The following is a 13,973-nucleotide window of genomic DNA, read 5'->3' as shown; positions in this document are numbered from 1 at the left end:
ATGGCGTCGGACTCCAAGCGCGGATCCAAACAGCAGCGGTTGTCTTACTGGCCCGGACTGATCGAGCATTACCGCCGCTTCCTGCCGGTGACGGATTCGACGCCGGTCGTCACGCTGAACGAAGGCAACACGCCGCTTATTGAGGTGCCCGCGCTTGCAGAGCGGCTCGGGCTAAACATCAAGGTTTACTTTAAGTTCGAAGGGGCCAACCCGACCGGCTCGTTCAAAGACCGGGGCATGACGCTGGCGATTTCGAAGGCGTTGGGCGAGGGCGCCCGCGCGGTAATCTGCGCCTCGACCGGGAACACGGCGGCGTCCGCGGCGGCATACGCGGGCCGCGCGGGGCTGAAGGCGTATGTGCTGATTCCCAAGGGTGCGGTGGCGCTTGGCAAGCTGTCGCAAAGCGTGATGCATGGCGCGCGGGTGCTCGAGGTGATCGGCAACTTCGACATCTGCCTGAAGTTGGTGCGCGACCTCGCGGAGCGGGATCCGGTCAGGATTCGGCTGGTCAACAGTATCAATCCCGATCGAATCGCGGGGCAGAAAACGGCGGCGTTCGAGATTTGCGATCAATTGGGCGACGCGCCGACGCATCATTTCCTGCCGGTCGGCAACGCTGGCAATATTACGGCCTACTGGGCCGGCTACCAGGAATATAAATCGTTAGGATTGAGCGGGCGGCTGCCGAAGATGATGGGCTACCAGGCGGCCGAGTCGGCGCCGATTGTGGTCGGCCATCCGATTGACGATCCGCATACCATTGCGACGGCGATCAAAATCGGCAATCCCGCGAGCTGGAAGGGCGCGACCAACGCACGCGACGAGTCGGGCGGGATTATCGACATCGTCACCGATTCGGAGATCCTCGCGGCGTATCGCTTGATCGCCAGCGGCGGCGTGTTCGCGGAGCCGGCGTCGGCCGCGGCGGTCGCGGGGCTGCTCAAATACGCGGGCGCCGGGATGCTCAAGCCGGGCGCGGTCGTCGTGTGCACGCTGACGGGACACGGCTTGAAGGATCCCGACACGGCGCTCAAGAACTTGAGCAACACGATCGTCGTCGAACCGGACCTCGCGAAAGTGATGAAAGTTCTCGAGCGCGAATAAGCGGCGCGACTCGGAGCGGACCGATCGATGCGATGAAGTACGTCATCATACACGGCGACGGGATGGCCGATTGGCCGTGCGAGGAACTTGGCGGCAAGACGCCGCTTGCGGCAGCGCACAAGCCCAACATGGACCTGATGGCGACGCGCGGGACGCTCGGGATGGTCGCGACGATTCCCAAGGGAATGCCCCCGGGCAGCGACGTCGGTACGATGACGATGCTTGGTTACGACCCGGCGCACTATCATACCGGGCGCGCGCCAATCGAAGCGGCGAGCCAGGGAATCGAGATGGGGCCGCGTGACGTGGTGTTTCGAATGAATCTCGTGTCGCTGAAGCCGGGTGACGGCGGCGCGATGATAATGAACGATTTCACGTCGGGCCATATTACGAGCGAAGAGGCCGCGCAGATCGTCGCCGACCTGCAAAGAGAACTGGCCGGCGGCGGAATCGAGTTTTTCAACGGCGTCAGCTACCGGCATCTGATGATGTGGCGCGGCGGAATCGCGACGACGAATCTCACGCCCCCGCACGACATCACGGGCAAGCCCGTCGAAGCGTATCTGCCCAAGGGCGCGGGGGCAGATTTGCTCCGCGATCTGATGCGGCGTTCGGCGGAGATTTTGCGCGAGCATCCGGTGAACAAGGCGCGCCGCGCTGCCGGCAAAACCGAGGCGACTTCGGCGTGGTTTTGGGGGCAGGGCACGCGGCCCGAGGTGCCGACGCTGAAGGAACGCTTCGGCGTCGAGGGCTCGGTGATATCGGCCGTCGATCTGGTCAACGGGCTCGGCCGGCTGGCCGGACTGAGCCTGATCAAAGTTCCGGGAGCGACCGGATTTCTCGATACCGATTATGCCGCAAAGGCGCGTTACGGTCTCGAATCGCTCAAATCGCGCGACTTTCTGCTGCTGCATATCGAGGCGCCCGACGAGGCCGGTCACATGGGCCGCGCCGATCTGAAGAAGGAAGCGATCGAGCGCATCGACGAGTTGATTATCGGCCCGATGCTCGCGGGGCTGGGCGGCTTGGGCGATTTTGCGATTCTGCTGATGCCGGATCACGCGACGCCGAGCCAGCTCAAGACTCATTCGCCGGAACCAGTCCCGTTCGCGCTGATGACGTCGGCGCAGTCGAAATCGGGCGGCGGCGTGCCGCGCCGCTACACCGAAAGCGACGGCACGGCGACGGGCCTGCTCGTCGGCGACGGCTATCACCTGATAGAATTTTTGTTCGGACACCCGTTGAAGACCGCATCGAACTGACCTGGAGGCCCGGATGGAACGGAATCTTGCCCTCGAAGTGGTACGTGCGACGGAAGCTGCGGCGCTGGCGGCCGCGCGTTTCATCGGCAAGGGCGACGAGCGGCTGGCGGATCGAGCAGCGTGCGACGCGATGCGCAAGACGCTGAACTCGGTCGCGATGGACGGCAAAATAGTGATCGGCGAAGGCAAAGAGGGTGACGCCGAGTTTTTGTACGAGGGCGAAATCGTCGGCACCGGCGCGGGAACCGAAATTGACGTCGCGCTCGACGCCATCGAAGGCTCGCTGATCTGCGCGACCGGCGGCCCCAACGCGCTGTCGTGCGTTGCGCTGGCGGAGCGCGGGCGAATCCTGCGCTGCCCCGATACTTACATGGACAAGGTCGCGTGCGGGTCAGCGGGGCGCGGCGTGATCGACATCGACAGGTCGCCGACCGACAATCTCAAAGCACTGGCCGAAGCAAAAAAAGTGTACGTCGAGGATTTGCGGGTCGCGATCCTCGATCGCCCGCGCCATGAGAAGTTGATCAATGAAGTGCGCCGCGCCGGCGCCGGGATCAAGATAATCTCGGCCGGTGACCTGTCCGCCGCCATCGCCACCACGCGGCCGGAAAGCGAAATCGATATGCTGATCGGAATCGGCGGAGCGCATCAGGGCGTGCTGGCCGGCGCCGCGATTCGTTCCGCCGGTGGCGAGATGCAGTGCCGGTTCGTGCCGCGCAACCCGGAGGAAGCGGAGGCGTGCCTTGCGATGGGCATCATGGATTTGAAGCATCGCTACACGCTGGAGGAACTGGCGGGAGATAACGTGATGTTCGCGGCGACGGGAGTGACCACCGGCGACTACCTGCGCGGCGTGCGATTCTTCTCCGGCGGCGCGATGACCAATAGTGTCGTGATGCGCTCGAAGACGCGCACGATCCGCTTCATCGAGGCGATTCATCGTTTCGATTTCAAGCCCGAGTACTAAGCCGGCTTGCGGGAAGGTAGCTGGAAATGTGGCTGCGCGTGACGATGAATGACAAGCCGGTGATGATTAACGGCGATCTGGTGCTGAAAATCGTGGAGCGCCCGGGCGGGGAAACGCATCGCGGATGCCACGTGTATTTCTCGCTCACCGAGTACCTGGTCGTCGATCAATCGCTGCGCGAGATGATGATTTCACTCGGCTTCGAAGAGCGGCAGTAGTCCTTGCCAGGTTCGCAATCGCGGCCGATGGAGGGTGACGTAGTCGTTCGCCGGCGCGGGCGAAGCCACGGACTGTTCGGCGCGATGAAGCCGGGGATCGTGCTCGACATCCCGGCGGGCGGAGCGATCCAGTCGCGCGCGCTGTCGGCTTTGGGCTACCGCGTCGTCTCGGTCGATCTTTTTCCGGCGGCGCGGCGCCAACCGGCGGCAGCATGGATCTGCGCGGATGCCAACGAGGCGCTGCCGTTTCGCGACGAGTCCTTCGACTACGTGCTGTCGCGCGAAGGGATCGAGCATCTTGAGGATCAGATGGGATTTATCCGCGATTGTGCGCGCGTGATCCGGCCGGGCGGGAAGATCGTGCTGACGACGCCCAACCTCATGCATCTGTCGGCCCGGGCGAGCGCTTTTCTCACCGGGCAGCGCAATCTGCGCCGCGGCTTGATGAACGAGATTCAGACGCCACGCAGCCTAAATCCGGGGCGGGTTTATCACGGCCACGCGTTCATGCTCGATTACTATCGCGCGCGATACATGATGCGTCTGGCGGGCTTTGACCATCTCGAAGTTTACACGGACCGGTGGAGTCCCACCTCGGTGGCGATGTCGCCGATCGTCCCGATTCTGTGGATGGCGATGAAATTTTCGGCGGCTGCATCCGCCCGCAACGCGCGCCGGCCCGGCCATCGGCCACCGCGCGACGAGGTCACGCGCGAGATCATCGGCCACGTGCTGTCGCCGGCGCTGCTGTACGGCAAGCGGATGGTGATCGTCGCCGAGCGCGTCGCGTCCTGAGCGGATGCCGCTACATCATTTGCAAGGCCTGGCAGGTGCTTGAATCCGGCTTGAAGTGACCGCTGAGACACGTCAGCTTGGCCGCGTCGATCAGCGCGGGCTCGTCCCATTTCGCCGGCCACGGACCGGTGTTGACGGCAGCGCACGCCTGGCCGTTGCCCATCGAGCACCATGAGCTCAACTCACCGTGCAGCACCGCGAGCTGTTGGCATGCGTCCTGTTTGCCGGCGTTGCAGGCGGGTGTTTGCGTCTCGAGCGGCGCGGTGGATTCGATGGCAACCTTGGTGTCGCTGAGCGCCTGCACGATCGTATGACAGGCGGCCTGGTTGCCTTCATTGCATTTCTCGGTTGATTCAACGCGAATCTTGTCGACAAATTGCTGCGCCTGCGGAGTGCATCCGCAAGCAACGACGAGCACGATTGCGAGAGCGAGCAAGCCGGCAATCTCGCCGACGCTCGCGGCGGCATAATCTCTGGATTTGACTGGCACGTGCGCATTGTTTCGCGCGCGATGAGTTTCACGCAAGCGCCGGCCCGGCAAACTTCGCGCTCCAGCGGGGGTTGACAGTCAAAGCGCGCAGGGCGGAACTACAAGTGCGGGACTCGCGGCACGGCGCGGGCGTCGCGATTTTCCAAGGAGTGGGCAGGTGGACCTCAAAAATATCATTTTCGAAAAAGCCGCGATTGCGACCCTGACCGTCAACCGTCCGGGGGCGCTGAACGCGTTGAATCGCGAGGTATTGGAGGAAATGGCGCGCGTGATTCGCGAGGTCCGCCACGACTCGTCGGTGCGCGTGCTAATCGTCACAGGCGCGGGCGATCGGGCGTTCGTCGCAGGCGCGGATATCGCAGCGATGTCGAAAATGTCGGCTGTTGACGGACTCGATTTTTCGCGCCTGGGCCATCGCGTGATGGAAAGTTTCGAGGACCTGCCGATACCGGTCATTGCGGCGGTCAACGGCTTCGCGCTCGGCGGCGGTCTGGAGCTTGCGCTCGCGTGCGACCTGATCGTCGCAAGCGAAAAGGCGCGTTTCGGCCAGCCCGAGATAAATCTCGGACTCATTCCGGGCTTCGGCGGCACGCAGCGCCTGCCGCATCGAATCGGCCATAACAAGGCGCGCGAGCTGATCATGACGGGCGACATGTTTGACGCGAAGACGGCGCTTGAACTGGGCCTCGCAAACCAGGTCGTGGCGCCTGGCGACCTGATCGAAAGCGCGCGCAAGCTGGCAGAGAAACTCGCGGGCAAATCCGCCGTCGCGCTACGCCAGGCGAAGGCCGCGCTGCGGGCCGCTTTCACGATGGAAGAGGATGCCGGACTGCGCTTCGAGCAGGAGGCGTTCGGGGTAGTGTTCGGCAGCGCGGATCGAGTCGAGGGGACGAGCGCATTCGTCGAGAAACGCCCGCCCAACTGGCAGCACAAGTAGCCTTCGCGGGGCGGCGCGCGATCGTCCCGGCTCTCGATTTTCGCCAGCCTCGCACAGCGGCCCTACGGCTCGATTAGCGGCGCGGGCGCGAGGGTTGACGACTTCCAGCCCCTGTGGGAAACTCCGGCCAGAGAGAAGGACCGCGCCGCCGCACGGGCGGCGTTAGTCATTCTGATAGAACCAATCATCGTAACGTGCGGAGGATCTGTATGGCTGAGCAGGCTCAAGCTACTGACACGGGACCTCGCCCAATTGTTCCATGGCTGAAATTGGCGCCCAAGCCCCATCTCGAAGGTATCAAGTGCGCGTGCGGCGCAATCTATCTCGATCCCAAGCGCGTCGCATGCTCGAAGTGCGGCGAGGCCGACAAGTTCAGTCCGCTGACCTTGTCCGACAAGGGCAAGGTGTACGTGTTCTCGGTCGTGCATCAGTCATATCCGGGAATCAAGACGCCGTATGTGACGGCGATTGTCGATCTGCCCGAGGGCATCAGCGTCCGCGCGAATCTGACGGACGTCGATCCCGAGCAGGCTCAGAAGGAACCTAACAAGATTTTCAACCTGCCGGTTGAGTTGGTGACCGGCGTTGCGGCCAAGGATCGCGAAGGGCACGACGTAATAGCCTTTTCGTACCGGCCGAGCAAGAATTAGGGCGCCCAGCAAGCGCGGCAAGCAATATTACGACGGACCTGAGCTTCGGGCCGGGCCGCCAGGAGGAATCAAGATGCGAAATGTTTATGTTCTGGGAACCGGGATGATCAAATTCGGACGCTATCCCGACAAGACCGTTCCCCAACTCGGCGGCGCGGCGGCGCTGCTTGCGCTTAAGGACGCCGGAATTTTAATCAAGGACGTCGAGATGTTCGCCTGCGGAAATCTCCAGCAGTCCAACGCGATGGTCGGACAGAGAATCCTGCAGCAGATTGGCCAGACCGGAATCCCGGTAATCAACGTCGCGAACGCATGCGCCACCGGCTCAACGGCGTTTCGCGAGGCGTACATGTCCGTCGCGGCCGGGATGTATGACATCGCGATGGCGGTTGGCGTCGAGCAGATGGGCAAGGCGGGATTGCTCGGCGGGGCAGGCGGCGGCGGCGATCCCGCGTACTTGACCGAGGGCAAGGTCGGCTCCGGCACGATGCCCGCGGTCTTCGGCCAGGCGGGCATCGAGCACATGCGCAAGTACGGCACCAAGATGGAGCACTTCGCAAAAATCTCGGTGAAGTCGCACAAGCATGCGACCAAGAATCCGTTCTCGCAGTATCGCAACGAAGTCTCGCTCGAAGACGTGATGAATGCGCGCATGGTCGCCTATCCCAACACTCTTTATATGTGTTGCCCGACCGGAGACGGCGCGGCGGCGGCGATTTTGGTCAGCGAGGACAAGCTGAAACAGCTCGCCGGCGGACGCAAGCGCGCGAAAGTGGCGGCTTCCGTGCTCACCTCGGACCCGTGGACTGATCGCGACCTCACGCTTCCCGACGTCAGCACGCTCACGCGGCGCGCGTCGAAGCAGGCCTACGAGAAGGCCGGCATCGGACCCAAGGACATCGCGCTTACCGAATTGCATGACTGCTTCGCCACGGCAGAGCTGGTGCACTACGAAAACCTCGGACTGTGCGGCGATGGCGAAGCCGGCAAGTTCATCGACGAGAAGGGTGGCGTGCATCCAAGCCTCGGCGGCAAATCTCCGGTCAACGTTTCGGGCGGCTTGCTCTCGAAGGGGCATCCGCTCGGTGCGACCGGCGTCGCGAATATCTGCGAGGTGGTTTGGCACCTGACGCAGGACGATCGCGCCAAAGAGCGCCAGGTGCCGAACGCCAAGGCGGGCCAGGCCCACGTGATCGGGCTGGGTTCCGCCTGCACGATCCATATCCTTACGGTATAATTCAGGAAGCAACGCCTAATCGGCACTTCGAGAGAGGGCCGCCCAAAAAGGCGGCCCTTTTTCTTTCCCGATTGGGCCGATAAATTTGGAAGCTCGAACTCGACCGGTTGAGATATTCGATGGAACCGAAGGGAAAAATTCGCAATCGCCCGCAAACAACCGCTGAACGACTCGGCTACGCGGCGGACGCGCGCGTGCTCATCGTCAATGCGGATGATTTTGGCATGTGCCATGACCAGAACGAGGGCGTCATCCGAGGCCTGACGGATGGCCTGTTTACGTCGTCAACGATTCTTGTGACGTGCCCGTGGTTCGAGGAGGCGGCAGACTTCGCGCGGACTAATCCTGCCGCCGACCTGGGCGTACATCTCACGCTTACTGCGGAGTGGGATCGCTACAAGTGGGGACCGGTGCTGGGGCGGCGAGCTGTGCCGTCGCTGGTCGATGAGCGCGGGTATCTATGGCAGACCGTCGCGCAGGTTTACGAGCATGCCCGCCTCGACGAGGCGGAGGCGGAACTGCGCGCGCAAATCGAAAAGGCGCTCGCGGCGGGAATCGATGCGACTCACCTCGATTCGCACATGGGGACATTGCAATTGCGCTTCGACTATCACGAGATTTACGTGAGGCTGGCCAATGAGTATCGCGTGCCGATCAGGCTGGTGTCGCGCCGCGTGATGCGCGAGGGAGGGATGGGCGCGATTCTCGATCAGCTCGACGCGTTTGGAATCGTTACGCCCAATCATCTCGTATTCAACGGGCCGCCGTCGGTGGGTGAGACCGAATCCTACTGGACGAATCTTATTCGCACTCTGCAGCCGGGCGTCAGTGAGATTCTGTGTCACCCCGCGCTCGCTCGCGACGAACTCAAGAGCTGTGCGCGCGACGCTTTCCAGCGCGAGGCTGACTTCCGGTACTTCACTTCCGAAAAAGCGCGCCGGCTGATCGCGGATGAAGGCGTCGAGCGCGTCGGCTTTCGCAAACTGCGCGACTTGATGCGCGGTAACTCGGCTCGCGCGTGATGAATTGAAAGCAGTGTGACCACTTGGAACTGACACGACTCAGAGGATTTCGAGATCTAATCGGCGCCGACGCGCGCGCGATGAGTCTCGTCGAGGAGCGGGCGCGCGCGCTCGCCGAGCGCTATTCGATGAGAGAGGTTCGAATTCCCGTGCTCGAGCGCACGCAACTCTACCTGCGCTCGACCGGCGAAACCTCGGACATCGTCGAAAAACAGATGTACACGTTCACGGATCGCGACGAGGGCGAAACTGTCGTCGCGCTTCGGCCCGAAGGCACGCCCGGCGTGGTGCGCGCATACATCGAGGCCGGGTTCGATCGCACCGAGCCCGAGCAGCGGCTGTTCTATTCGGGTGCGATGTTCCGTCGCGAACGCCCGCAGAAGGGCCGCTACCGGCAGTTCTATCAGTTCGGCGTCGAGATATTCGGCCGGCCCGACGCAGCCTGCGACGCCGAGATCCTGATAATGATCGATGAGATCTGCCGCGACCTCGGAGTGCCGTTCACCGTTGAGATTAATTCGATCGGATGCCAAAAGTGCCGGCCTGCCTTTCGCGAGGCGCTCGTGCAATGGGGTCGCGCGCATTGGAACGAACTCTGCGACGACTGCCACAATCGCATCGATCGCAATCCGCTGCGTCTGCTCGACTGCAAAATTGATGCGAAGCTCACCGAGTCGGCGCCTAAAAGCCTCGATTACCTATGCGATGAATGCCGGACACACTTCGATACCGTTAAAGAGCTGGCCTCCGCCGGCAAGGTCCAGTTCGTCGTCAATCCGCGCATGGTGCGCGGCCTGGACTACTACACGCGCACCGCGTTTGAGGTGATGGCGGGCGGTCTCGGTGCGCAGAGCACGGTCGTGGCGGGAGGACGATACGACGGGCTCGTCGAGACGATGGGTGGCGCGGCGGTTGCGGGAATCGGTTTCGCGATCGGCGTCGATCGGATGGCACTGGCTATACAAGCGGCCGGATTGGCGCCGACTGCCGCGCCGGACGCTGCGATAATTGCGATGGGGCCGGCGGCGACGCGCCATGCGATCGTCGTGGCGCGCAATCTGCGCGAGGCGAATCTGAACGTCGAGATGCTCTCGTCCGAGCGTAAGATGAAGACGTTGCTTGCGCGCGCGTCGAAGATTGGCGCGCGCTTCGCGGTGATAATCGGCGACGACGAACTGACGCGTGGCGTCGTGCAGGTGCGCGACCTGAAGCAGAGCACGCAGCGCGAGGTCGCGGTGGCAGAGGCGGCCCGCGCGATTGCGGAGGCTCGCGGAGAGTGACTGTTTCTTGCGCCGCCGGGCACAGGTATTCTTCGACGACAACTAATTTTTAACTGTGATGGGAAATGTCCAAAACTGACCAATATTCCCCGCTGCCGCCCTGGCCTCGAACCGATTACTGCGGCGCGATTCGCGCCACCGACGTTGGCCGCGAGGTTGCGCTGTGGGGATGGGTCCAGACCCGGCGCGATCATGGCGGGCTTATCTTCATCGATCTTCGCGACCGCGACGGAATCGTCCAGCTGGTGCTGAATCCCAAGCACGATGCCGCCGCCCACGAGGCCGCCGGCGAGACGCGCTCCGAGTTTTACGTTGCGGTCAAGGGCAAGGTCGTGCGCCGCGCCGAGGGCACCGTCAACGCGGAGCTTCCGACCGGCGAAATCGAGGTGCTGGTCAGCGCATTCGAGACTCTGAGCGCGTCGGCGCCGCTGCCGTTTCAAATTACCGACGGCGCCGCGACCGCCGAGGAAATCCGCCTGAAATACCGGTATCTCGATCTGCGCCGCCCCGAGATGCAGCGCAACCTGCGCTGGCGCCATCAGGCATTGCAGGCGGTTCGCAGCCATCTCGATCAAAACGGGTTCATCGACGTCGAGACGCCGATACTTTTCAAATCGACGCCTGAGGGTGCGCGCGACTACCTCGTGCCGAGCCGCGTGAACCCCGGAAGATTCTACGCGCTGCCGCAATCGCCGCAGTTGTTGAAGCAGATTCTGATGATCGGCGGATTCGATCGCTATTATCAGATAGCCCGATGTTTCCGCGACGAGGATTTGCGCGCGAATCGCCAGCCCGAATTCAGCCAGATCGATATCGAGATGACGTGCCCGCGGCCCCAGGATATCCAATCGATCGCGGAGGGAATGATCGCGTCGGTTTATCGCAACGTGCTCGACGTTGACGTGAAGCCGCCTTTCCCGCGGATGCCGTATGCCGTTGCGATGGAACGCTTCGGCATCGACAAGCCCGACACGCGCTTTGGGCTCGAGCTGAAAAATCTTACGGCCGCATTTGCGGGGACTTCGTTCAAGGTGTTCGCGGAAATTCTCGCGCGCGCCGAATCCGTATATGGAATAAACGTCCCGGGCGATCATGCGCTGAGCCGCCGTGAACTCGACGAGCTTACCGAGTCGGTGAAATCGCGCCATGCGATGGGATTGGCGTGGATAAAAGCGGGCGAGGGCGGATGGCAGGGACCGATCGCAAAGTATTTGAGCGACGGCGAGAGAGCCGCGGCGACTGCAGCCTCCGGATTGAAGGCCGGCGATACGTTGTTGATGGTCGCGGGACCGCCGGACAAAGTGCGGCCGGTTCTCGGTGACATCCGTTTGCAGTTCGCCGCGAAATTCGGTCTCGACAAGTCTGACGATCTCAAATTTTTGTGGGTGACCGATTTCCCGCTCTTCGATTTCAGCGCCGACGACAAGCGCCTGGTTTCCGTGAACCATCCTTTCACGGCGCCGAATCCCGACGATCTTGCGATGCTCGATTCCGCACCGCTCAAGGCGCGCGCACTCGCGTACGACATGGTTCTCAACGGCCAGGAACTCGGCGGCGGCTCGATTCGTATCCATAGCCGCGAGCTTCAATTGAAGGTATTTGAATTGTTGGGGCTGACGCGCGAGGAAGCCACCGATCGCTTCGGCTTCCTGCTGGACGCACTGAAATACGGAGCGCCGCCCCATGGCGGAATCGCTTTTGGAGTCGATCGGATTTGCATGATGCTTTGCGGCACCGAGTCGCTGCGCGACGTGATCGCGTTCCCCAAGACCCAAAAGGCGGTTGACCCGATGAGCGGAGCGCCGTCGGAAGTCGATCCGCGCCAACTGAAGGAACTGTGGATCAAGGTGACGTCATGAAAGCCGGTTGGACGGCGGGAGCCGCGCGGTTGGCGCTTGTGGCAGCAGCGTTGTGGATGGCGGCAGGATGCACCACGATCGCGGCGGACGCGGTTAACTCCACCACCACCGCGGTCAGCGACGCGATCAATCGCCGCGACGTGAAGTCGCATGCAGTGAGCTCGATCAAGACGCTCGCCATCAATCGCATCGCGGTGATGCCGATGATAGAAGCCGCCCCGGGTGGTGGCGAGCCGCTGGCTCCAGGAGCCGCAGAGGCGATTAGCGCCGAGCTCTACAGCCAGGTCGCGGTGGCAGGTGGATGGGACCCGATCCCGGAGCAGGATGTCGCGGCGGTGATGCAGAAGATGGCGCCGACCACGATCGCGAACCTCGATGAGAATGCGCTCAAGCTGGGCCATGACGTGTCGGCCGACGGCGTGATCTACGGCACCATCGAACGCTACAAGGAACGCGTCGGGATGGATTACTCGGCGGCAAGTCCGGCTGCGGTGGCGTTCTCGCTCAAGTTCGTCGATCTCAAGAGCAGGCAAATCGTATGGACGGCGAAGTTTGCCAAGTCGCAGGCGGCTTTGAGTCAAAACCTGTTTGACCTCGCCAATTTCGTGCAGCGTTCCGGGCGTTGGGTGCGCGCCCATGAGATCGCGCTCGAGGGCGTGAAGGAAGCGGTCGCCGATCTTCACGGCGATCTCAACCTGAATCAAAACGTCCAGCGCTTCGAAACCGGCACCTACGGCGAGCTCAAGTCCGGACAGCAGCGCTACAACACCGGCCCGCAGGGCATCTATTAGCAAAGGAAGAATCACCTGCGCGGTGGGCGGCAGGGGCTGCGGCCCCTGCACCCAGTATTAAGGCCGCCCGCCGTTGGGGGGCGCGGCCCGTGCCAACGGCTTAATACTGCGCTGCTGTCGCTATTCCCACGGCGAGTGCGGCTTCATCTTGAGCGCCTGCGCGACCGCGGGATGCACGACATGGCCGTCGAAGGTGTTGAGTCCGTGGCGAATGGCGGGGTTGTGCAGTCCGGCCCCGAGAATCCCGTGATCCGCGATCTCCAGCGCATAGGTCAGGGTCGCGTTGGTGAGCGCGTAGGTTGACGTGTGCGGCACCATCGCGGGCATGTTGGTCACGCAGTAGTGCACGACGCCGTTGCGAATGAACGTCGGCCGTGCGTGCGTCGTCGGCGCGGAGGTCTCCGCGATTCCACCTTGATCGATCGATAAATCCACGATCGCCGCACCTTGGCGCATCCGCGCCACCATCTTTGCGCTTAGAAGCCGCGGCGCGCGGGCGCCCGGGACCAGCACCGCGCCAATCACGAGATCGCAGTTGGTCACTTCCTCGTCGACGGTCGCCCGATTCGACATCACGGTGGTCACGCGCCCGCCGAGCAGGTCGCTCAAATAGCGCAGCCTCGTTGGATTGATATCCATGATCGTCACTTCAGCGCCGACGCCGGCGGCGACTCGGCATGCGTTCAGTCCGGCGATTCCTCCGCCGACAACGACCACCTTGCCGGGCCGCACCCCTGACGCTCCGCTGAGCAGCACGCCGCGGCCGCCGCTGCGCGCCTGCAGGCACCAGGAGCCGGCCTGAATCGCGAGCCGGCCCGCGACTTCGCTCATCGGTGCGAGCAGCGGCAAGCTCGAGTCTTCGAGCTGGATCGTTTCGTAGCCGACCGCCGTCACGCGGCGGCGAATCAACTCGCGTGAAAGACGCCGGTCCGCGGCGAGATGAAGATAGGTGAAAAGAATCAACCCCGGACGCATCAGCGGATATTCCGGCGGCTGCGGTTCCTTGACCTTCAGGATCAGGTCGGCGCGGCGCCACACGCCGGGCGCGCCGGTTACGATCGATGCGCCCGCTTTGCGATAGTCGCTGTCGGCAAATCCGCTGCCGGTCCCGGCCCCCGCCTGGACCATCACGCGATGACCGTGCGCGCGCAACGCGGCCACTCCCGCCGGAGTCAGCGATACGCGCCGCTCGTCGGATTTGATTTCGGTGGGAATTCCGACATTCATGCAGATAGGTCCTCCGCTTGCGCGCGATCGGTCGATCTCTTGCGCCTGGCTTCGACGATACGGCGGGTGGCGAGCGGCTGGCAATCGCGGCGGGTGCGCCGGCTAGTGCGATCGACGCGCAACAGTCAAGAGTC

At 63.0% G+C, this 13,973-nt stretch carries 14 protein-coding genes; 12 read left to right on the top strand and 2 right to left on the bottom strand.

What is annotated here, in order from left to right:
* Genes thrC through ABR989_RS08815 form a run of 5 tightly spaced genes read left to right on the top strand, consistent with a single transcriptional unit; the run spans nt 1 to nt 4,346 of the window.
* Nucleotides 1-1,104, top strand: a complete 1,104-nt coding sequence (gene thrC / locus ABR989_RS08835) for a threonine synthase (protein ID WP_428127646.1) — start codon at nt 1-3, stop codon at nt 1,102-1,104.
* Nucleotides 1,105-1,136: 32 nt separating this feature from the next.
* The gene (locus tag ABR989_RS08830; RefSeq protein ID WP_428127644.1) at nt 1,137-2,366 is read left to right on the top strand and encodes a cofactor-independent phosphoglycerate mutase; all 1,230 of its coding nucleotides are present in this window, start codon (nt 1,137-1,139) and stop codon (nt 2,364-2,366) included.
* Nucleotides 2,367-2,379: 13 nt separating this feature from the next.
* Nucleotides 2,380-3,333, top strand: a complete 954-nt coding sequence (gene glpX / locus ABR989_RS08825) for a class II fructose-bisphosphatase (protein ID WP_428127642.1) — start codon at nt 2,380-2,382, stop codon at nt 3,331-3,333.
* Between the two features lie 26 nt (nt 3,334-3,359).
* Complete coding sequence (locus ABR989_RS08820; protein ID WP_428127640.1) at nt 3,360-3,551, top strand: hypothetical protein; 192 nt, start codon at nt 3,360-3,362, stop codon at nt 3,549-3,551.
* Nucleotides 3,552-3,578: 27 nt separating this feature from the next.
* Nucleotides 3,579-4,346: a class I SAM-dependent methyltransferase gene (locus ABR989_RS08815; RefSeq protein WP_428127639.1), complete on the top strand. Its 768-nt coding sequence runs from the start codon at nt 3,579-3,581 to the stop codon at nt 4,344-4,346.
* A gap of 10 nt (nt 4,347-4,356) precedes the next feature.
* Here the strand turns inward: ABR989_RS08815 and ABR989_RS08810 are convergent, their stop codons facing one another.
* Complete coding sequence (locus ABR989_RS08810) at nt 4,357-4,836, bottom strand: hypothetical protein (RefSeq protein ID WP_428127637.1); 480 nt, start codon at nt 4,834-4,836, stop codon at nt 4,357-4,359.
* Between the two features lie 157 nt (nt 4,837-4,993).
* Between ABR989_RS08810 and ABR989_RS08805 the strand changes: the two genes are divergently transcribed.
* The 7 genes from ABR989_RS08805 (at nt 4,994) to ABR989_RS08775 (ending at nt 12,612) form a co-directional block, all read left to right on the top strand.
* Nucleotides 4,994-5,773, top strand: a complete 780-nt coding sequence (locus tag ABR989_RS08805; RefSeq protein WP_428127635.1) for an enoyl-CoA hydratase/isomerase family protein — start codon at nt 4,994-4,996, stop codon at nt 5,771-5,773.
* Nucleotides 5,774-5,982: 209 nt separating this feature from the next.
* Nucleotides 5,983-6,423, top strand: a complete 441-nt coding sequence (locus ABR989_RS08800) for a Zn-ribbon domain-containing OB-fold protein (RefSeq protein ID WP_428127633.1) — start codon at nt 5,983-5,985, stop codon at nt 6,421-6,423.
* A gap of 73 nt (nt 6,424-6,496) precedes the next feature.
* Entirely contained in the window at nt 6,497-7,660 is a 1,164-nt protein-coding gene (locus tag ABR989_RS08795) for a thiolase family protein (protein ID WP_428127632.1), read from the top strand.
* A 119-nt stretch (nt 7,661-7,779) separates the two neighbouring features.
* Nucleotides 7,780-8,682 (top strand): polysaccharide deacetylase family protein, encoded by a 903-nt coding sequence (locus ABR989_RS08790; RefSeq protein WP_428127631.1) that lies wholly within the window; start codon nt 7,780-7,782, stop codon nt 8,680-8,682.
* A 23-nt stretch (nt 8,683-8,705) separates the two neighbouring features.
* Nucleotides 8,706-9,962 carry a histidine--tRNA ligase gene (gene hisS / locus ABR989_RS08785; protein ID WP_428127629.1) on the top strand — a complete coding sequence of 419 codons (1,257 nt, stop codon included), beginning with the start codon at nt 8,706-8,708 and terminating at the stop codon, nt 9,960-9,962.
* 65 nt (nt 9,963-10,027) lie between these two features.
* Nucleotides 10,028-11,821 carry an aspartate--tRNA ligase gene (gene aspS, locus ABR989_RS08780; RefSeq protein ID WP_428127628.1) on the top strand — a complete coding sequence of 598 codons (1,794 nt, stop codon included), beginning with the start codon at nt 10,028-10,030 and terminating at the stop codon, nt 11,819-11,821.
* Complete coding sequence (locus ABR989_RS08775; RefSeq protein WP_428127626.1) at nt 11,818-12,612, top strand: hypothetical protein; 795 nt, start codon at nt 11,818-11,820, stop codon at nt 12,610-12,612. The genes aspS and ABR989_RS08775 overlap by 4 nt, the downstream gene beginning before the upstream one ends.
* A 120-nt stretch (nt 12,613-12,732) precedes the next feature.
* On the opposite strand, the gene ald is transcribed toward ABR989_RS08775, so the two are convergent.
* Nucleotides 12,733-13,839: an alanine dehydrogenase gene (gene ald, locus ABR989_RS08770; protein WP_428127625.1), complete on the bottom strand. Its 1,107-nt coding sequence runs from the start codon at nt 13,837-13,839 to the stop codon at nt 12,733-12,735.
* Nucleotides 13,840-13,973 lie beyond the last annotated feature (134 nt).

It is taken from the genome of Binatus soli (SeqCode) (assembly GCF_050015535.1).
Lineage (GTDB): Bacteria > Desulfobacterota > Binatia > Binatales > Binataceae > Binatus > Binatus soli.
Note: the sequence above shows the minus strand (reverse complement) of the source record. Positions and strands in the feature narration are given on the sequence as shown.

Excerpts from the sequence above, each read along its gene's own strand:
- ald (WP_428127625.1), bottom strand. The coding sequence starts at position 13,839 with ATGAATGTCGGAATTCCCACCGAAATCAAATCCGACGAGCGGCGCGTA.
- ABR989_RS08790 (WP_428127631.1), top strand. The coding sequence starts at position 7,780 with ATGGAACCGAAGGGAAAAATTCGCAATCGCCCGCAAACAACCGCTGAA.
- glpX (WP_428127642.1), top strand. The coding sequence starts at position 2,380 with ATGGAACGGAATCTTGCCCTCGAAGTGGTACGTGCGACGGAAGCTGCG.
- ABR989_RS08830 (WP_428127644.1), top strand. The coding sequence starts at position 1,137 with ATGAAGTACGTCATCATACACGGCGACGGGATGGCCGATTGGCCGTGC.
- thrC (WP_428127646.1), top strand. The coding sequence starts at position 1 with ATGGCGTCGGACTCCAAGCGCGGATCCAAACAGCAGCGGTTGTCTTAC.
- ABR989_RS08820 (WP_428127640.1), top strand. The coding sequence starts at position 3,360 with ATGTGGCTGCGCGTGACGATGAATGACAAGCCGGTGATGATTAACGGC.
- ABR989_RS08800 (WP_428127633.1), top strand. The coding sequence starts at position 5,983 with ATGGCTGAGCAGGCTCAAGCTACTGACACGGGACCTCGCCCAATTGTT.
- ABR989_RS08815 (WP_428127639.1), top strand. The coding sequence starts at position 3,579 with ATGGAGGGTGACGTAGTCGTTCGCCGGCGCGGGCGAAGCCACGGACTG.
- ABR989_RS08795 (WP_428127632.1), top strand. The coding sequence starts at position 6,497 with ATGCGAAATGTTTATGTTCTGGGAACCGGGATGATCAAATTCGGACGC.
- ABR989_RS08775 (WP_428127626.1), top strand. The coding sequence starts at position 11,818 with ATGAAAGCCGGTTGGACGGCGGGAGCCGCGCGGTTGGCGCTTGTGGCA.
- aspS (WP_428127628.1), top strand. The coding sequence starts at position 10,028 with ATGTCCAAAACTGACCAATATTCCCCGCTGCCGCCCTGGCCTCGAACC.